The organism is Pseudomonas yamanorum, assembly GCF_900105735.1.
Lineage (GTDB): Bacteria > Pseudomonadota > Gammaproteobacteria > Pseudomonadales > Pseudomonadaceae > Aquipseudomonas > Aquipseudomonas yamanorum.
Map to the genome: position 1 here is coordinate 5,956,707 of NZ_LT629793.1, position 18,545 is coordinate 5,975,251.

19 protein-coding genes are annotated in these 18,545 nt (G+C 60.4%); 12 read left to right on the top strand and 7 right to left on the bottom strand.

Annotation, left to right across the window (positions count from 1 at the left end; genetic code table 11):
* Positions 1 to 158: 158 nt before the first annotated feature.
* Both macA and BLU46_RS27850 read left to right on the top strand, forming a co-directional pair.
* On the top strand, positions 159 to 1,310 hold the full coding sequence (macA, locus tag BLU46_RS27845) for a macrolide transporter subunit MacA (protein ID WP_063028805.1): 1,152 nt from the start codon (positions 159 to 161) through the stop codon (positions 1,308 to 1,310).
* A gap of 3 nt (positions 1,311 to 1,313) precedes the next feature.
* Positions 1,314 to 3,272, top strand: coding sequence for a MacB family efflux pump subunit (locus BLU46_RS27850; RefSeq protein ID WP_063028807.1), 1,959 nt, complete (start codon positions 1,314 to 1,316; stop codon positions 3,270 to 3,272).
* A 125-nt stretch (positions 3,273 to 3,397) separates the two neighbouring features.
* On the opposite strand, the gene BLU46_RS27855 is transcribed toward BLU46_RS27850, so the two are convergent.
* Both BLU46_RS27855 and BLU46_RS27860 read right to left on the bottom strand, forming a co-directional pair.
* Entirely contained in the window at positions 3,398 to 4,099 is a 702-nt protein-coding gene (locus BLU46_RS27855; RefSeq protein WP_093208203.1) for a helix-turn-helix transcriptional regulator, read from the bottom strand.
* Between the two features lie 185 nt (positions 4,100 to 4,284).
* The gene (locus BLU46_RS27860; RefSeq protein WP_093208206.1) at positions 4,285 to 5,529 is read right to left on the bottom strand and encodes a methionine gamma-lyase; all 1,245 of its coding nucleotides are present in this window, start codon (positions 5,527 to 5,529) and stop codon (positions 4,285 to 4,287) included.
* A gap of 124 nt (positions 5,530 to 5,653) precedes the next feature.
* Here BLU46_RS27860 and BLU46_RS27865 point away from each other — a divergent pair, with 124 nt between their 5' ends.
* Positions 5,654 to 6,124: an Lrp/AsnC family transcriptional regulator gene (locus BLU46_RS27865; protein WP_063028813.1), complete on the top strand. Its 471-nt coding sequence runs from the start codon at positions 5,654 to 5,656 to the stop codon at positions 6,122 to 6,124.
* Between the two features lie 596 nt (positions 6,125 to 6,720).
* Here BLU46_RS27865 and BLU46_RS27880 read toward each other — a convergent pair.
* Positions 6,721 to 7,242 carry a DUF3087 family protein gene (locus BLU46_RS27880; RefSeq protein WP_063028815.1) on the bottom strand — a complete coding sequence of 174 codons (522 nt, stop codon included), beginning with the start codon at positions 7,240 to 7,242 and terminating at the stop codon, positions 6,721 to 6,723.
* 153 nt (positions 7,243 to 7,395) lie between these two features.
* On the opposite strand from BLU46_RS27880, the gene BLU46_RS33105 reads away from it, so the two are divergent.
* Together BLU46_RS33105 and BLU46_RS27885 are read left to right on the top strand one after the other, a co-directional pair.
* Entirely contained in the window at positions 7,396 to 7,569 is a 174-nt protein-coding gene (locus tag BLU46_RS33105) for a hypothetical protein (protein ID WP_008430128.1), read from the top strand.
* A 24-nt stretch (positions 7,570 to 7,593) separates the two neighbouring features.
* The gene (locus tag BLU46_RS27885) at positions 7,594 to 7,788 is read left to right on the top strand and encodes a DUF6021 family protein (protein ID WP_063028817.1); all 195 of its coding nucleotides are present in this window, start codon (positions 7,594 to 7,596) and stop codon (positions 7,786 to 7,788) included.
* Between the two features lie 30 nt (positions 7,789 to 7,818).
* On the opposite strand, the gene BLU46_RS27890 is transcribed toward BLU46_RS27885, so the two are convergent.
* Together BLU46_RS27890 and BLU46_RS27895 are read right to left on the bottom strand one after the other, a co-directional pair.
* Positions 7,819 to 9,150: an IS4 family transposase gene (locus BLU46_RS27890; RefSeq protein ID WP_093197129.1), complete on the bottom strand. Its 1,332-nt coding sequence runs from the start codon at positions 9,148 to 9,150 to the stop codon at positions 7,819 to 7,821.
* Positions 9,151 to 9,256: 106 nt separating this feature from the next.
* Complete coding sequence (locus BLU46_RS27895; protein ID WP_063028819.1) at positions 9,257 to 9,502, bottom strand: DUF6555 family protein; 246 nt, start codon at positions 9,500 to 9,502, stop codon at positions 9,257 to 9,259.
* 158 nt (positions 9,503 to 9,660) lie between these two features.
* Here BLU46_RS27895 and BLU46_RS27900 point away from each other — a divergent pair, with 158 nt between their 5' ends.
* The 5 genes from BLU46_RS27900 (at position 9,661) to BLU46_RS27920 (ending at position 14,647) form a co-directional block, all read left to right on the top strand.
* Positions 9,661 to 10,491 (top strand): arylamine N-acetyltransferase family protein, encoded by an 831-nt coding sequence (locus BLU46_RS27900; protein WP_093208214.1) that lies wholly within the window; start codon positions 9,661 to 9,663, stop codon positions 10,489 to 10,491.
* A gap of 124 nt (positions 10,492 to 10,615) precedes the next feature.
* Entirely contained in the window at positions 10,616 to 11,368 is a 753-nt protein-coding gene (locus BLU46_RS27905; protein ID WP_063028823.1) for an outer membrane beta-barrel protein, read from the top strand.
* A 236-nt stretch (positions 11,369 to 11,604) separates the two neighbouring features.
* A complete protein-coding gene (locus BLU46_RS27910) occupies positions 11,605 to 11,973 on the top strand; it encodes a c-type cytochrome (protein WP_063028825.1) in 369 nt (122 codons plus the stop codon).
* 77 nt (positions 11,974 to 12,050) lie between these two features.
* Complete coding sequence (locus tag BLU46_RS27915; RefSeq protein ID WP_172834607.1) at positions 12,051 to 13,379, top strand: D-arabinono-1,4-lactone oxidase; 1,329 nt, start codon at positions 12,051 to 12,053, stop codon at positions 13,377 to 13,379.
* A complete protein-coding gene (locus BLU46_RS27920) occupies positions 13,379 to 14,647 on the top strand; it encodes a DSD1 family PLP-dependent enzyme (protein WP_093208220.1) in 1,269 nt (422 codons plus the stop codon). Before BLU46_RS27915 ends, BLU46_RS27920 begins: the two co-directional genes overlap by 1 nt.
* Before the next feature lie 117 nt (positions 14,648 to 14,764).
* On the opposite strand, the gene BLU46_RS27925 is transcribed toward BLU46_RS27920, so the two are convergent.
* Positions 14,765 to 15,706: a SphA family protein gene (locus tag BLU46_RS27925; RefSeq protein ID WP_093208223.1), complete on the bottom strand. Its 942-nt coding sequence runs from the start codon at positions 15,704 to 15,706 to the stop codon at positions 14,765 to 14,767.
* Between the two features lie 203 nt (positions 15,707 to 15,909).
* Here BLU46_RS27925 and BLU46_RS27930 point away from each other — a divergent pair, with 203 nt between their 5' ends.
* Positions 15,910 to 16,947: an AraC family transcriptional regulator gene (locus BLU46_RS27930; protein WP_063028829.1), complete on the top strand. Its 1,038-nt coding sequence runs from the start codon at positions 15,910 to 15,912 to the stop codon at positions 16,945 to 16,947.
* A gap of 111 nt (positions 16,948 to 17,058) precedes the next feature.
* The gene (locus tag BLU46_RS27935) at positions 17,059 to 17,496 is read left to right on the top strand and encodes a carboxymuconolactone decarboxylase family protein (protein WP_093208226.1); all 438 of its coding nucleotides are present in this window, start codon (positions 17,059 to 17,061) and stop codon (positions 17,494 to 17,496) included.
* 232 nt (positions 17,497 to 17,728) lie between these two features.
* Here BLU46_RS27935 and BLU46_RS27940 read toward each other — a convergent pair whose 3' ends face one another.
* Positions 17,729 to 18,493 (bottom strand): AraC family transcriptional regulator, encoded by a 765-nt coding sequence (locus tag BLU46_RS27940; RefSeq protein ID WP_093208229.1) that lies wholly within the window; start codon positions 18,491 to 18,493, stop codon positions 17,729 to 17,731.
* Positions 18,494 to 18,545 lie beyond the last annotated feature (52 nt).

Below are 18,545 nucleotides of genomic sequence, written 5' to 3' on the forward strand. Positions count from 1 at the left end.
GAGGTGCCGAGTGGTGGGGCAAGAGCGTTTTGCTTACTTTTGCGCTTTTCAAAAGTGAGCCGCTGTAAGAGCGGAACCAATATCAGCCGTTATCAAAAAAACGGATATGTACTCCGAGCCAAAAGCCGGACCCATTTCAACACCTCTTATGGTCATTTATGGAAAAGTCAAAGTATCGAAAAGCAGGATTGGCCCTGGTGTTGACCGTCGCAGCGGGCCTGATTATCTACACCGTGCAGGCCCCGGCAGACGCACCGCAATACCTGACCGCCACCGCCGAACGCAGTGACATCGAAAACGCCGTCCTGGCCACCGGCTTGCTCGAAGGCGTCAAACAGGTCGACGTCGGCGCCCAGGTCTCCGGCCAGCTCAAGTCCTTGAAGGTAAAGGTCGGCGACAAGGTCAAGAAAGGCCAATGGCTCGCCGAAATCGACCCGTTGATCCTGCAAAACACCCTGCGCAAAGCCGAGGTCGACGAAGAAAACCTCCAGGCCCAACGCCGCGCCACCGCGGCTCAACTCAAGGAAACCAAATCCGTCTACGAGCGCTACCAGGGCCTGCAAGAGGACGAATCCGTGTCCCGCCAGGACTTCGAAACCGCCGAATCCAACTACGAAGTGCAACGTGCCAACCTGATGTCCCTCGACGCCCAGATCAAAAGCGCCCACATCCAGATCGACACCGCCAAGATCAACCTGGCCTACACCCGCATCGTCGCGCCAATCGACGGCGACGTGGTGGGCATCGTCACCCAGGAAGGCCAGACCGTGATCGCCAGCCAACTGGCACCGGTCCTGCTCAAGCTCGCCGACCTCGACACTATGACCGTCAAGGCCCAGGTCTCCGAGGCCGACGTGATCCACATCAGCCCCGGCCAGCAGGTGTACTTCACCATCCTCGGCGAGGCCGACAAACGCTACTACGCCAAACTGCGCGGCACTGAACCCGCCCCGCAAAACTTCCTTGAAACTCAGACCGCCGGCACCCCCAAACAAAACACCGCGGTGTTCTATAACGCGCTGTTCGACGTACCCAACCCCGACCACCGCCTGCGCATCGCCATGACCGCCCAGGTGCGCATCGTGCTCGACACCGCCAAGGCCGCACTGACCGTGCCGGTGGCCGCACTCGGCCCGCGTAATGCCGACGGCAGCTTCCCGGTACGGGTGCTGGACGCCAAGGGCAAGGCCAACACGCGGCAGGTGCAGACCGGCATCAACAACAACGTCAAGGTGCAGATCCTCGATGGCCTGGCCGAAGGCGACAAGGTGGTGATCGGCGATCCATCGCCCGCCGTGGCGGGGGGCTGATTGATGACTCAGCCACTGCTGGAGCTTAAAGGCATCGTGCGCAGTTTCATGGCCGGTGACCGCGAATTCATTGCCCTCAAGGGCATCGACCTGACCATCCATGCCGGGGAAATGGTGGCGATCACCGGGGCCTCGGGCTCGGGTAAATCGACCCTGATGAACATCCTCGGCGGCCTCGACTACGCCACCGCCGGCAGCTACAAGATCAATGGCATCGAAACCCGCACCCTGGGGGATGAGCAACTGGCCGAACTGCGCCGCGACTACTTCGGTTTTATCTTTCAGCGTTACCACTTGCTGGCGCACTTGAGCGCGTTGCACAACGTGGAAATGCCGGCGATTTATGCCGGTACGCCGGAAACCGCCAGGCATAGTCGGGCAGGGGAATTGCTGGCGCGACTGGGTTTGTCGGGGCATTTGACCCATCGGCCGAGCCAGCTTTCCGGCGGCCAGCAACAGCGGGTGAGTATCGCCAGGGCCTTGATGAACGGCGGGGAAGTGATCCTCGCCGACGAACCCACCGGCGCCCTCGACACCCATAGCGGCAAGGAGGTGATGCGCATCCTGGCCGAGCTGCATGCCGCCGGGCACACGGTGATCATCGTCACCCATGACCCGAAAGTCGCGGCCAATGCCCAGCGGATCATTGAGGTGCGCGATGGCGAGATCGTCAGTGACCGCGCCAATGAGAGCGTCGGCCTCGACCTGCCCACCGAAGCCCCCATCGAGCCCAAGCGCAGCGGTGCGCGCAAGTTGGTGGCGAGCCTCGGGCTGTTCAAAGAGGCCTTCAACATGGCCTGGGTGGCGCTGATTTCCCATCGCATGCGCACCTTGCTGACTATGCTTGGCATCGTCATCGGCATCACCTCGGTGGTGTCGATCTCGGCCATCGGCGAAGGCGCCAAGCGCTATGTGCTCAAGGACATCCAGGCCATTGGCAGCAACACCATCGACATCTTTCCCGGCAAGAGTTTTGGTGACAGCCGCGCCTCGGCCATCGAGACATTGTTGCCGTCGGATGTGGAGGCGCTGAACCAGCTGTATTACGTCGACAGCGCCACGCCGGTGGTGGGGCGCAACCTGTTATTGCGCTACGGCAACATCGACCTGGATGCCCAGGTCAATGGCGTCAGCGACCGCTACTTCCAGGTCAAGGGCCTGAAGCTCGAAGCCGGGATTACCTTCAGCGAAAGCGACGCCCGGCGCCAGGCCCAGGTGGTGGTGATCGACCACAACACGCGCCATCGGTTGTTCGGGCCCGGGGTGGATCCGTTGGGCCAGGTGATCCTGGTGGGCAGCCTGCCGTGCACGGTGATCGGGGTGACGGCGGACAACAAAAACATGTTCGCCGCCAGCAAGGCGTTGAACGTGTGGGTGCCGTATGAGACGGCAGCGGGGCGGCTGTTGGGCCAGCGTCATCTGGACAGCATCACCGTGCGCATCAAGGACGGCCAGCCGAGCAAGGTGGTGGAAGAGAACGTCACCAAGCTGATGTTGCAGCGCCACGGCACCAAGGATTTCTTTACCAACAACCTCGACAGCATCATGCAGACGGTGCAGAAAACCAGCCGTTCCCTGGCGTTGCTGCTGTCGTTGATCGCGGTGATTTCGTTGTTGGTGGGGGGCATCGGGGTGATGAATATCATGCTGGTGTCGGTGACTGAGCGCACCCGTGAGATCGGGATTCGCATGGCAGTGGGCGCACGGCAATCGGATATTCGCCAGCAGTTCCTGGTGGAAGCGGTGATGGTCTGCCTGATTGGCGGGATGATTGGCATCTCGCTGTCATTCGCCATTGGCTATCTGTTTTCGTTGTTTGTGAAAGAGTGGGAAATGGTGTTTTCCCTGGGGTCTGTGGTGACGGCGTTTGCGTGTTCGACGCTGATCGGGATTGTGTTCGGGTTTGTGCCGGCGCGGAATGCGGCGCGTTTGGATCCGATCGAAGCCCTGGCCCGGGATTAATCTGGATAGATGATCAAAATGTGGGAGCGGGCTTGCCTGCGATGGCGGTATGTCAGCTTATAGATATGCTGGCTGACACACCGCCATCGCGGGCAAGCCCGCTCCCACATTTGTCCTGCGGTGTTCTAGAACGTTGCGTTTTCTTCTGTGGCGTACATCCACCGCATCAACGAATGCCGGCCACTGATGCCCATCTTGATCGCCGCCCGCTTGAGGTAGCTCTCGATGGTGTTGAACTTCAGCGCCAACTGCTCCGCCAGTTCCGGGGCGGTACGCCCGGCCAGCAACCCCACGCATACCTCCAGCTCACGGCTGGACAGGGCCAGCCCCGATTGCGCGAGGCGTTCTTCAAAGCGCCGGCGCAAGGTGTCGATGCCTGGTTGCTGCGGCGCTTCACTGTCGGGGCCGCAGGGTTGCAGGGCGCTGATGTGCTTTTCAACCATCGGCAGCAGCAACGAGGAGAAGTCTTGCAGGATGATCCGTTCCTGCTGGGAAAAGCTTTCCGAGGGGTTCGAGCGATACACCGACAGCACGTAGCTGACGTCATCCTTGCGCCGGGTCAGGTGCAACTGTGCGGCGGCCTGGGCTTCGTCGAGTCCCGGCACCGTGTCGGTGTACACCGGGCTGATCCCCAGCATTCGCGAACTGCCGGCCTTGCGCGGGGCGCGTTCCCTTGGACTCACGGGCATTTGGGTGATGTGCGTGGCGTCGACTGCCAGTTGGGTGAGGATCAGGTCATGCAGCATGCGCGGGAAATGTCGGCTGCCGGTGCTGGCGATGACTTTGCCAATGTGGGGGAACAGGTGTGAGTTCATCATTTCATCCATGAGTTTCAAGGAGGGCGGCGTACAGGGCAGTGATCTCCATGACTGCCGCCTCGTATGCTAGTACAGGCTTTCGCAAACGGGCCAATGAATGGATCAAATTTTTTGCAGTGCGGGGCGCAACGGGAAAAGCCCGACCTTTTCAGGCCGGGCTATTGGTAAACGTCGCGCCTGCGTGTGAATTTACCTCAAGCGTGATGAACGTTTTGCTGCACAACCCTGGATTTCGGTTTCAGGGCACAGGCGTGCAGTGCCTGCTCAACGTCCACCAACAGATCGGCGACATCCTCAAGACCCGCCGAGAGCCGCACCAACCCTTCGGAAATCCCGTGGTGGACGCGTTGTTCCGGGGTGTAGGTGGAGTGGGTCATGCTGGCCGGGTGCTGGGCCAGTGACTCGGCGTCCCCCAGGCTCACCGCCCGGGTGAACAGCTTGAGGGCGTTCATGAACCGTCGGCCCATCTCGATGCCGCCCTTGAGTTCAAACGCGATCATGCCGCCGGATTGTTTCATCTGCCGGGCGGCCAATTCGTATTGGGGGAAGGAGCTCAGGCCGGGGTAGGTCACCCATTCCACCAAGGGATGGGCCTGCAAGGCTTCGGCGATGGCCAGGGCGTTGCTGCAATGACGGTCCATGCGCAGGGCCAGGGTCTTGAGGCCGCGCATCAACAGGGCCGCGTCCTGGGGCGACATCACCGCGCCGGTCAGGTCCTTGAGCCCTTGCAGACGAATGCGCTGGGCCAGGGCCTGGCTGCTGACGGCGATGCCGGCGGTGATATCGCCGTGGCCGCTGAGGTATTTGGTGGCCGAGTGCACCACCACGTCGGCGCCCATTTCCAGCGGGCGTTGCAGGTAGGGCGTGCAGTAGGTGTTGTCCACCACCACGGTGATGCCGGGTTGTTGGTGGGCGATTTCGGCGACGGCGGTGATATCCACCAGTTGCAGGTTGGGGTTGGCCGGGGTCTCGAAATAGATCATGCGTGTGGCCGGGTTGATGGCCTCGCGCAGGGCGGCCAGGTCGGTGAGGTCGACGTGGCGCACCTTGATGCCGAACTCGCCGATGCCGTGATGCAACAGGGCGAAGGTGCAGCCGTAAAGAGTCTGGCTGACGATGATTTCGTCACCGGGGCGCAGCAGGGTCCAGAACGTCGCGGCAATCGCGCCCATGCCGGAGCTGAAGGCCACGGCGGCTTCGCCGTTTTCCAGGGTGGCCATGCGCGATTCCAGCAGGGCCAGGGTGGGGTTGGAGATGCGGGTGTAGAAGTGTCCGTTCTCTTCACCGGCAAAGCAGGCGGCACCGTATTCGGCGGTGGGGAAGGCGAAGGTGGCCGATAGATAGATGGGTGGCACGAGGGCGCCGTGGTGGTCCTGTGGGTCGTAGCCGTGATGGATGGCACGGGTGGAAAAGCCGAACGTATTGTGTTTATTTTTCATGGTCGGACGCTCCTTATTTCCTACAATGCTATGCTTATAACGGCGGCCGAACGTTCCATAGTTTGCTGAGAAAACCCGGTAGATTGGGATGAAAAACAATAAAAATGACGTTTTGAGGCAAGATATGCCCATTCATCTGGATCGGACTGACAAGGCACTTTTAAACGCCTTGCAGGGCAATGCGCGGTTGACGGTGGCGGAGTTGGCGGAGCGGGTGTCGCTGACCACTTCGCCGTGTTGGCGGCGGGTGAAGAACCTCGAGGACAGCGGGGTGATTGGGGGTTATCAGGCGATCCTGTCACCCAAGGCGCTGGGGTATGGGGTGACGGCGTTTGTCAGCATCATGATGGACACGCACTCCCGCGAAGTTGCCCGGGCGTTTGAGCAACGGTTGCTGGAGATTCCCGAGATTGTGGCGTGTCATAACGTTTCGGGGCGGTATGATTTTTTGTTGGAAGTGGTGGCGAAGGATCTGGAGTCGTTTGGGGAGTTTGCCCGGGAGGTGTTGCAGAGCTTGCCGTGTGTTAAGGAGATTTATTCGAGTTTTTCTTATAAGTCGGTGCGGCCGTTGCGGGTGATTCCGTTGCCGGAGTGATTGACTGTGTACATATCCGTTGCTGCGGTAACGGCCACTTATGGTTCCGCTCTTACAGCGGGTCACTTCAAAATCAAAAGCAGATCAAAAGCACGCAGCCTCGCTGGCGCTCGACAGCTGCTACGGGCGGGATGGCTCTGTTTTTCTGTGGGAGCTGGCTTGCCTGCGATGCAGACAACTCGGTACATCAGACACACCGAGGTGATGCCATCGCAGGCAAGCCAGCTCCCACATTTGACCGTGCCCGCTTTAGCTTTTGATTTTGCTTCACCACACTCAAGCCGGCCGGTAGGCCGCTGTGCCCTTGATCTGCTTTTGATCTTGATCTTAGGCGCCCCGTTAAACCACGCTGGCCGAACGCAGGCTTTGGAGCGTGGGTAACCCGGCAGGACGCCGGGTTAGCCGCGCTGGGCCAAGGATGGCCCATCGCGGCGGCCCACGGTCCAAAGCCGGAGTGAGGGCACACCGAGCCTGGGCGAGGTGCCGAGTGGTGGGGCAAGAGCGTTTTGCTTACTTTTGCGCTGTTCAAAAGTGAGCCGCTGTAAGAGCGGAACCATAAGCGGCCGTTACCGCAGCAACGGATATGCACACCCCAATCAGCGAGCCTTAACAGCCTCAACCCACCCCGGATCCAACCGCGTCTGGTCAGGCTCAATCCCCAACCCCCGCATCTTCTCCAGATGCTCATCAACCTCCCGCACCAACTGCGCCTGAGAACTCGAATTAGCGTCCAGTTCGTGCATCTGCATCAACCCAAGGTGATAAAACCGCAGCAACTTGATCGCCACCGGATCATTCACCTTCACCCCGTCAGTCACCTTGTGCATCACATTCGTCACACTCATCAAACTGCGCTTGAGCTGCCACCCATACACCGCCGGCGCCAGCCACGCCTGGCTCCAGAACGGCCCCCGCACCAACCCCACGGTAATCAACACCCCGGCAAACACCCCGCCCACATTAAAGCGAAAGTTATCCCCCCCAGGCTCACCAAACACCATCACCGCCAAGCTGGAAAGCACCATCGCCAACACCACAAACAGCCCCGCGACAATCAGCGTGCTACGGCGGGTCTGCTGGCGAAAGGTAATCGGGTCGCAGGGTTTGAGCTCAAACATCCGGGTGCAGTCTCCATGGGCTGAGTAAGGGTATAGCGTCGGCCGGCATCTTCTCATGCTTCGCCCGTCGGAGTGACGGTAATCAGGTTGAACGATGGATCAGCGCAATTTCTCTAACCCCTGTAGGCAACCGACCCCCAAGCGAGGTGAACCATGACCCGGTACCAGCAACAGCCGCCCGGCACACCCAACCCCGACCGCACCCCAGGCGAAGAGGAACGTGACAACGACGCCCTGCGCCCCAACGATCCCGCCGAACGGCAAGACGACGAAGAGCAGGTCGAAGAAGACCTGGAAAACCTGCACGATAAGGCCCGCCCGTTGTAAACCAGGCGCGTCAAGGAGACAGCTATGACTAACAGTACAAGCGGCCCGCATTCATCGGAGCACTCCAGCGGCAAGGACGAATTGGGCTTCGATCCCGATTCCCCGGACGTCGCCGACCCGCAGGTCGACCCGGTAGGCCCTGCCATTGCCCCGTTGGACAAGCCAGAAAAAACCGGCAAGAAGCCGGCCTATGATCCCCTCGGTGATCTGAAGAAGTGAAACAAGCCCCGCCGTCGAGCGTAATGCTGTTCACTTAAGCGGAGCAGCCTTACGGTCTACTGGAAATCGGGTTTTTGAGATCTTCACCGTCCTTGGCCTCGAAGGCCTTGGACGGTGATCCAGAAACAATCCTCCGATACCTGCCCTTAACTCTGCCAATCGTCTCCCTGTCGCTGAAATCGGGTTGGCCGCAGCCATCACAATCAATTGCACCGCGATGTACTGACAAGCCGGTTTGAAACGGATGTCCGAGGGCGCTCGGCCAAACGCCACCGCTGCCTGACTGGCTTCCCGACGAATTACGTTGTAAGCCAGCAAAAGTCCCCACACCTCCTGATAAATCAGCTCGACTTTTTTGCTGCGCAAGGTCATAGCGTTCTGTTGCATCGAACTCTTGATGTCCCTGAAGCCCAGCTCGATCTCCCAGCGTTCCTGATAAAGCTTGGCAACGGCCTTGGTGTTGTAGGTCTCGGCCGGCAAGGACGTCATGACGGTCTTCACTTTGCCTTGTATTTCATAGCTGACTTCACGTACCTCCCAGTGCGATGGAAGGACCGGATTTCGCTTTCTGGCCTGCGGTGAGACTTTCATGCGCACCAAACGGTCATGCACGCTGTAACGGGCCACTTCCTCACAGACCAGTCCTTTTTTTGCCGGGATCAACCAATGACGGTGGGTGCCCGAACGGCTCAAACTCGACAGTAGCTCGGCGCCCCAGAACCCTTTGTCGAACAGCGTCACTGAGTGGTCGGGAATCTGCTGCAAAAACTCGTCGGCCAAGCGCATTTCACTGCGTCGGTAAGGGCTCAATTGAGCATCCAGGATCACATGCGAACGCACATTCATCAGCGCCACCAGGCGCAGCATGGGAAACGGTGTCTGGCGCTCACTCGGGGTGTTTCCCGATCCAAAGTGATCTCGCAGCTCGGGCGTATCCGGAGTGCGTAAAAGTGCACCGTCCACCGCGAATACCTGCAGGTCGTGCCAGGCATCATCGTCGTAGCGCTCCGCCCCCCATTGAGTACCGGTCTTGCGAAACAGCCACTCAACAGGATCGGCACCGAGCCGCTTTCGCGCCTCGGTCACACCGCTGCGGGCCAACAAGTGGTCAGAAGCCAGGCCTTGGGCGCAGATGTTCAAACGTCTGGCCACTTCGTGAACCGGCTCATCTCGAAATAGCGCCATCCCCAGTACCAACCAAAGCACTTGATCAGCGGGCAGGCGACGCCGGCGAATGGTGGCCTGACTGGAAAGATCCAGCGCAGACGCTACCCACTCAATGGGAATATTTTGGGTAAAGGTGCTCAGGTCGCAGAAGTTGAAAAGGTCGCCGAGGTCAAGCAGGTCCTGTTGAACAGACATAAAAAATCCGATGCCAGAGGTCTGGTATCGGATTTTCTAGGAAGCCCGGCGTGGGCTCAAATGCTTAAGTGAACAGCATTACGCCGTCGAGCGGGGCTTTCTTTCCTCAGCCAAGCCGTTTCGGAGCTACCCAGGTCACCTCAGTGATGCCGAACTTCTCCGCCCAGGGCCGAGTGGTCTTTTTCACCCGCTCATGGCCCGGCCGGCCTATCCGCCCCACGTGGGCAATGTCGGCGTCAACGGCCGCCCAATGCCACGCTTCGGCGTTGTTCATGACCTCGGCACGCACCACAAAGGTTTTTGGTTCGCCGTGTAGCAAGTAGTGGATGGTGTAGATCATTGCGGTACTCATGATGCCTCCCTGTCTTGTTTTGAATGGATATAAATCGGTTCAGAAAGGTTCAGAAAGTTTATGCATCCGAGGGCTTGCATTTGATTCAAATCACAATTGGCAAACAACGGCCGTCAGGGTATTAGTGGAGCCTTCGCCACCGACTCAAGGATTGCGTCATGCCTGAGCTGACCCACAGCCGCCTCTACCTGCAACGTTTGGGCTACGACACGCCGCCACCGCCCACCTTGCAAACCCTGCAGGATTTGCAGTTGCGCCACGTCAGTACCTTCGCGTTTGAAAACCTGTCGACCTTGCTGCGCGTGCCTGTACCCATCGATTTGCCGAGCGTTGAGCACAAAGTCCTGTTCGACGGGCGGGGGGGTTATTGCTATGAGCTGAACCAGATGTTCCTGGCCTTGTTGCAGGAGTTGGGCTTCGACGCGCGGGGCATCACCGGTCGCGTGGTGATGGGCGGGCCGCCCGATGCGCTGACTGGGCGCACCCACCGCCTGAGCCTGGTGACCCTGGATGGCGTGCGTTACATCAGCGATGTGGGCTTTGGTGGCATGGTGCCCACCAGCCCGTTGCAACTGGACACCGACGCCACCCAGGCCACGGCCCATGAACCCTATCGCCTGAGCCTGAACGAGGGCAGCTACACCTTGTGGGCGCAGGTGGCGGGGGAGTGGCGCGGGCTGTATGTATTCGACCTGCAGTTGCAGTCACGCATCGACTACGAAATCGGCAACTGGTACGTCTCTACCCACCCGGACTCGTCGTTCCTCAGCCAGTTGAAAGTCGCACTCATCGGCCCGGGATTTCGCCGCACACTGAACAACGGCCAGTACGCGATTCACCACCTGGGCCGTGCCAGCGAGAAGCGTGTCATCGAGGATGTGGACGAGCTGCTGACGCTGCTGCAAGCCAGCTTTGGCATTCGCCTGCCGGAGCATCCACAGTTGCGGCCAATGCTCGGTCGTTTGCTGGTCCCTGTCCAAGAGGGCTGATATAGAGCCATCGCTGAACCGTTTTACTTCGAAAAAAGGTGCAAAATAATTCGAACCTTTCGCCAAAACGAGGGTTCGAAGCGTTTCCTGAATAATTTGCCACCTACAATGGAGACGTAAAACGATGTCCAAACTATTCGGAAAAATCCTCAAGAATTCCTCGGTCCTGGCCCTGATTGCTGCACCGGGTGTGGTGTTCGCCGCAGCGCCGACCGACCCGATTTCCACCTTCGGTATCCTCGGCAGCTACAACGACTTCAAACTCGAAGGCGGTAGCCAGAGCGACAAGGACCACATGCCCGAAGCCGGCCTGTTCTACAACTTCGGCAACAAGCTGACGGCTGAATCCGGCTTTATCTACCAGGCCGGTATCGAAGCCAAGTACGGTGAAAAAAGCGACAACAAGCTCAAGGAAGGCCAGGCCGACCTCGACCTCGGCTGGCGTGCCGCGCTGGATGCGCGCAACTTCGTCGACGTGCTGGTGGGCGGCGGCTACAGCTGGACCCGCTACGAGCCGGACTCGGGCGACTACGACATGAAACTCACCAACAAATCGCCGTTCGCCAAGGCGGCCCTGGGCTACAACCACCAGTTCGATGACATGACCATGCGCGTTGAACTGGGTGCCCGCCGCACCATCGACGGCCGCGCCAAGCTCAAGGTCGACGGCATCGGCAGCGACACCGTGGACCTCAAGGACCGCACCAACCCGTACGCCGAAGTCAGCCTGCTGATGAACCAGAAAGGCGACCTGCCGGTGATGGCGGGCCTGTACTACACCCGCACCGAGTACAAGCTCGATGGCGACTCGTACGTGGCCGACAACACCAAGCTCAAGCGTGACGAGTATGGGTTCAAGGTCGGTATAGCCTTCTAAGCCCACCTCGATTCTAACGGTGGGAGCGGGCTTGCTCGCGAATGCGGTGTATCAGTTAAAAATTTGGTGGCTGACACACCGCATTCGCGAGCAAGCCCGCTCCCACATTTGATCGGCGTTGCGGCTCAATCAACTGTCCGCCCAAGCCCCCCTTTCTGTCCCCCAATACCCTCAACGCCGCGCCCTGGCTGCCTTAGTGTGGATCACGCTTTCACACAATAAGAGAGAAGGTGGCTATGCGGGCAATCAACCCCCGTCGCATCAGTCTGCTGCTGGCCGTGACCTGCCTGCTGACAGCCTGTGACGACAAACCGAAACATCCCCCCGAACGTGCCACGGCGGCCAATGCCATGCCCGGCGACGCAGCCCTGGCCCAGGTCTACGACACCAGTTGCAAGCTGTGCCACGCCAACCCGGCCTCCGGTGCGCCGCTCACCGGTGACGGCCCGGCCTGGAGCCCGCGCATCGCCCAGGGCCCGGACACCCTGCTGGACCACACCATCAACGGCTATAACGGCATGCCCCCGATGGGCCTGTGCGTGCAGTGCTCCGAAGAGCAATTCCTGGGGCTGATCAGTTTTATGTCGGGTCAACACATCCAATAAGAATAACGGGGTAGGCGATGGCGCTTTCACGGCGAGAATTATTGCAGCGCGGCGCGGTAGCCGGCGCGTTCATGGCATTGACCAGTAACCCGGTGCTGGCACAGTTGGCCCGGGCACCGCGGCTGATTCCCTGGCGCAATTGGTCAGGGGCACAAACCTGTCTGCCCCTGGCGCGGCTGGCGCCGAAGAATCTTGATGAACTGGTGCAGGTCATCGGCCAGGCGCCGGGTAAGGTGCGGCCGGTGGGCTCGGGCCATTCGTTCAGTGCGCTGGTGCCCACCGACGGCACGTTGCTGTCCCTGAGTTACTTCAATGGTTTGCTGGATCACGACCCGCACACCTTGCAGGCCACCTTCGCCGCCGGCACGCCGATGTCGCGCATGGGCCAGGCGTTGAAGGACGTTGGCCAGGCGCTGCCGAACATGGCGGATATCGACTACCAGACCCTGGCCGGGGCGATCTCCACCTCGACCCACGGCACGGGCGTGGGCTTCACCTCTTACTCCGGTTGCGTCACCGGCCTGCAACTGGTGACCGCCCAGGGTGAGGTGCTGGAGTGCGACGCCAAGCGCCACCCCGAGGTGTTCAGCGCCGCCCGGGTGTCCCTCGGCGCCCTGGGCGTGGCCACTCAAATCCGCCTGCAAAACCGCGCGCCTTACCGCCTGCGAGAGCGCCAGTGGATCGCCAAGACCGAAGAACTGCTGGAAGACGTGGGGAAAAACACCCGGGAAAACCAGCACTGGGAAATGCTCGTGGTGACCCATTCCGACTACGCCTTGTCCATCGCCCTGAATGAAACCACCGACCCCGAAACCCCGCCCATCGACCCGGCCGAGGCGGGCGGCAACGAGTTTGTGTCGATCATCGAGAAACTCGACAAATACGGCAGCGATTTCCCCGACGCCCGCCGTACCTTGCTTAACAGCCTGCGCTTTTTCGCCAGCTTCGATGACCGCGTGGCCGAGTCGTTTCAGGTGTACGCCAACGTGCGCAACGTGCGTTTCAACGAGATGGAATACTCGGTGCCCGCCGAACACGGCCCGGCCTGCCTGCGGGAAATCCTCAAGCTGATCAACGACAAGGACCTGCGTACCTGGTTTCCCATCGAGTACCGCTACGTCAAGGCCGATGACATTCCGCTGAGCATGTTCGAGGGCCGCGACAGCTGTTCGATTTCCGTGCACCAGCACTACACCATGGACCACCACAACTTCTTCGCCGCCGTGGAGCCGATCTTCTGGAAATACGCCGGCCGTCCGCACTGGGGCAAATTGCACACCCTTAACGCGCGCACCTTGCAGCCGCTGTATTCGCGCTGGGAGGAATTCACCCGGGTGCGCCGCGAGCTGGACCCCAGCGGCAAATTTCTCAATGCGCACCTGTCATCAATTTTGGGAGTGGCCTGATGAACCGCAGACATTTCATGCTCGGCACCGGCGTGTTGCTGGTGGGTGGTGCGATTTTGCTCAGGCCCGGCGACCGGGGCAGCCCGTACACCGAGTATTTCCGCAGCCTCAACCAGGAACTCAAGGCCCATGGGCCGATGCGCCCGGTGATGCTGATCGACCTGGACAAGCTGGACCACAACATCGACGTGGTCATGCAGTCGGTGCAGCGCGGCGGCAAACACCTGCGGCTGGTGGAGAAATCCCTGCCGTCGCCGGGGCTGCTGGCCTACATCGCCAAGCGTGCCGGCACCCAGCGCCTGATGTCGTTTCACCAGCCATTTCTGAACCACGACGCCCAGGTCTTTCCCGACGCTGACATCCTGCTGGGCAAGCCGTTGCCGGTGCGCTCGGCCGAGCTGTTTTACCAAACCCACAAGGGGCCGTTCGACCCGTCCCGCCAGTTGCAATGGCTGCTGGACACGCCCGAGCGGCTGCAGCAATACCTGGCGCTGGCCCAGGGGTTGGGCACGAAACTGCGGGTCAATATCGAGCTGGATGTGGGCCTGCATCGCGGCGGCATCAGCGACAACGCGGTGCTGGGGCAGATGCTGACGATGATCAGCGCGCATCCGCAGCAGCTGGAGTTCGCCGGGTTTATGGGCTACGACCCGTTCGTGGGCATGGGCGTGCCGGGGATTCTCGGCTCGCCCCAGGACCTGTTCGACAAGGTCATGCAGCGCTACAACGGCTATGTGGATTACACCCGCCAGCACTTTGCGCCGCTGTGGCGGGACGGCCTGACGTTGAACACGGCGGGCAGCCCGAGTTATCGCATTCACGAGCAGGAAAAGCTCAGCAGCGAGGTGTCGGTGGGCACCGCGTTGCTCAAGCCGACGCACTATGACTTGCCGTCGCTGAGCGAGCATGTGCCGGCGGCCTTTATCGCCACGCCCGTGTTGAAAAGCACCGGGCCGGTGGATATCCCGGCGCTGGATGGCAAATCGCGGTTGTTCTCGTGGTGGGATGCGAATCAGCGCGCCACGTTTTTTATTTATGGGGGTAACTGGATGGCCGAGTTTGAATCGCCCAAAGGCTTGCAGAGTAATGACCTGTACGGGCGCAGCTCCAATCAGGAAATGGTCAACGGCTCGCCCAAGGTGGGGCTGAACGTGGAAGATCAGGTGTTCCTGCGCCCGACCCAGAGCGAGTTTGTGTTGTTGCAATTCGGGGATTTGCTGGCGGTGCGGGGCGGGAAAATCGTCGATACCTGGCCGGTCTACACCTGAAGAAACCCCGATCAACATGTGGGAGCTGGCTTGCCTGCGATGCAGGCAACTCGGTTTTTCAGTGATACCGAGGTGATGCTATCGCAGGCAAGCCAGCTCCCACATGTTCAACCGGGTTTACAAGGCAAACGGAATCGTCAACTTCGCCCACAACATGTCGCCTTCCGGCCGGTTCTGCACATCAAACTCCTTGGCCCAGCGCACCTCGGCACTCGCGTACTTGAGGAAGGTGAAATACACCGCCGGACCGATCGCAAACACCTGGCCCTTGACCCCGTCATCCACATCTTCGCCATAGATGTTCACCACGGTATGCCCGTACTGCTTATCGTCGGTGGTCTGCTTGAGGTAATAACCGTTGAGCCCAAGGCTGAGGTTATCCGTCACCTTGTAGCTGGCCGAGTAGTCGAAGTGAAAAATCTGCCCCGAACGGTAATGAGTGTCGGGGTTTTCCTTGTTGAAGCTGTAGGTGGTCTTGATCGACAGCTCGGTACGGTCGTTGGGCAACCAGGTCGCCGACACCAACGGCTTGTAGGTGTAGAAATTGTTGCTGGTATTGGCCAGGCGCGTGGCGTCGTACTCACCGGTGGGCAGGGTGATTTCCAGGGCGGTGCCCACCGTCAGGTTTTTGCCCAGGTCCCAGAGGATGATCGGCGCCACGGTGGTGTCGCCCATGCTTTCCCGGGTGTCGGACATGCCGAACAGCGACACCTGTTGCTTCAGGTACGGCTGGGCGATGTAGCCGCCCAGGCGCCCGCCGAATACCCGCAGTGGGCTGAGGTAATCCAGGCGCGGGATGATCGCGTCGGACTTGATCTTCACGTCCGACACCTTGCCACCCAACGAGCTGATATCGAGCTTCTTGGCTTCGTAATGGTTGTAGTAAATATTGAAGGCGAACATGTGGTCGGGCAGGTTGTTCACGTCCAGCGGCAGGATGTAGAAGCCATCGGTGCCGGGGCCGATGTTGTCGACGCCGCCTTCGGTGGCCAGGGCCGGCAGGCTGATGAGGGCCAACAGGGCGAGTTGCACGGGGTAAAACGCACGGGTCGTGTTCATGTCTGGGCTCATTATTATTGTTAGGGCGACGCTACCTATACAAATAAGCCCTCAACGGCCAGCGGGGCAGGGTATTGGCGGCCACATAGGGGGACTTTGGCGGACAGCTTTCATCCAGAGTGCAGCAGTTCTTGCAAGCGCCTATGATTGTCAGGATGTTTCCAAAACAAGAACTGAAGCACTCAGTCGGGAATCGAACACCCATGCAAAGGAAAGCCGTTGATCCGCACTATGACCTGGCCCTGGTCTCGCCATTTCTGCTGCAAACCCTCGGACAAGTGGTCGCGCACAAGGGCGCGAGTGCCGAGCACCTGTGCCGTGGCCTGGGATTTACCCTGGCCGATCTGGACGACCCGGCCCAACGGATTTCCTATCGCCAGGCGGTAGCGATGATCCAGCGTGCACTCAAGGTATTGCCTGACCAGGGGCTGGGCCTGTGGGTAGGCCATCAGAATGTACTCGGCACCTTGGGCCTGCTCGGCCATGTGATTTCACTGTGCAAGACGTTGCGCGATGCGTTTGCCATAGGGGAGCGTCATCAGCACACCTCCGGCGGTATCGCCACTTCGCGCACCCATGAGGGCCCCCAGGAAGTGTTCGTCGATATCGAATGCCTGCTGCCGTATGCCGAGGTCCAGGTGTTCGCCGCGGAGGAGTTCTTTGCGAGCCTGATGGTGTATGGCCGGGCGCTGGTGGGCGAGGGTTTCATGCCGCTGCGGGTCGAATTTATCCACGCTGCGCCCACCTACGTCGCCGACTATCACCAGCTGTTTGGCGCCGATGTGCGCTTCGGCTGCCTGCATAACCGCATGGTCCTGGCCAGCCAGTGGCTGGACGTGCGCCTGCCCAATCACCACGCCCTGGCCCTGCGCCAGGCCCTGGAATTGCTGGAGCTGGAAAGTGCGCAACTGCATCAGAAAATGGATTTGATCCAGGCGGTGGAGCGCGCGATTTCCCGGGATTTGCAGGGCAGCCAGCTAGAAAAGGTCGCCAGTGACTTGAACATGAGCGGGCGTACCTTGCGCCGGCGCCTGACCGAGCACGGGCTGACGTTCGAAGGCTTGCTGGAACAGGTGCGCAGGGCACGGACCATGGGGTTGTTGAGCAACCCGGGGTTGTCCATCGAACGGATCACCGAGGAAGTCGGCTACAGCGATGTGCGCAGTTTTCGGCGGGCGTTCAAGCGCTGGACCGGGCTGAGCCCCAGTGCATTCCGTGGCGAAGGCACAGGGCCGGGGTGATCGTCAGGATTGGTCCCATTGGCTACCTGATCTTTCCCCGGATTGGCTATTTGTCCAACGCACCCGCCTCACTACTCTAGACACCAATCCCCACTGTTCTGGAGTATCACCATGCAAACTCGTACCGACTTCTACACCGCCTCCCCGGACGCCATGAAAGCCATGCTCGCCCTGGAGGCCGCCGTCGGCAAACTGTCCATCGAACTGCCGCTGCTGGAGTTGATTCGCCTGCGCGTATCGCAGATCAACGGCTGCGCCTTCTGCCTCGACATGCACACCGCCGACGCCCGCAAGGGTGGCGAGACCGAGCGCCGCCTGTACACCGTGTCGGCCTGGCGTGAAACGCCGTTCTTCACGCCCCGTGAACGTGCCGCGCTGGCCTGGGCCGAAAGCCTGACCCTGCTCAGCCAGACCCACGCACCGGATGCAGACTTCACCGAACTGGCTGCCCACTTCAGCCCGCAAGAGCAAGTCGACCTGAGCGTGGCGATCGCCACCATCAACAGCTGGAACCGTCTGGCGGTGGGCTTTCGCAAGATGCCTAAATAACCTCAAAAGACGCCGGGATGACTGATCGTTCCCGCGCTCTGCGTGGGAATGCCGCCCCGGACGCTCTGCGTCCAGCGGGCGATGCAAGGCTCAAGTCTTGCGCATTGGTGACGCGGAGCGTCACGGGATGCATTCCCACGCAGAGCGCGGGAACGATCAACGAAGCCGATCCACCGCCATCGCGGCCTCGCTAAAGCTCGACCGCTCCCACCGGGTTATAGCCAATCGGCATTCACTTGAAGTAACCCCGGGGCGTGGTGCCAGTCATGGCCTTGAAGAAGGCAATCAGCGCACTGTCACTGGCAAAGCCCAACTCAAAGGCGCAGTACCCGAGACTGCGCCCGGTGGCGAGCAACTCGATGGCGCGCATCAAGCGCCACTGTTGACGCCATTGCTGATAGCCCATGCCGGTTTCCCGCAGGAAGATCCGGCCGATGGTTTTGCCGCTGGCGGCCACCTGGTGTTGCAAGGCTTGCAGCTCCGGCGGCAGCGCGTCGAGGTTCTCCAATAACGGCGCCAGGCGTTTGTCCGTGGGCAGGGGCAGCAGCAGCGGTTGCTCGACCGCCTCGCGGATTTCACTCAAGCACAGCGCCAGCAAATGCGCATATTTGCCCTGTTGCCAATCGGTGTCGAACGCCGCCATTGCCATTGGCTCCAGCACCGCCCGCAGCAGTGCACTCACCTCAATCACCCGCACCTGTGCCGGCAACTGTCCGGCCAATTTCGGGCTGAAGTACACCGAACGATAATCCACGGTCTGTTGCATCACTGCCCGGTGCGGCACACCGCCGGGAATCCACGCTGCCCGAGTGGGCGGCAACAAGCACAGCTGGTTGGCCAGGGTAATGCGCGTGCAGCCCTGTTGGGTGAACAGCAATTGCCCGCGCTGATGCTGATGTACACCGGAGTCGTGATCACCCAGCAGGGCGGCGATGCCCACCACGGGTGCGTCGAAGCGGTCGGGATTGAACGGTGTCTGCGCCGCAAGCCATGCCATGGAATGTCCGATTTCATTGATAACGTGTCAGAGTCTGGATAATACGCCAGCC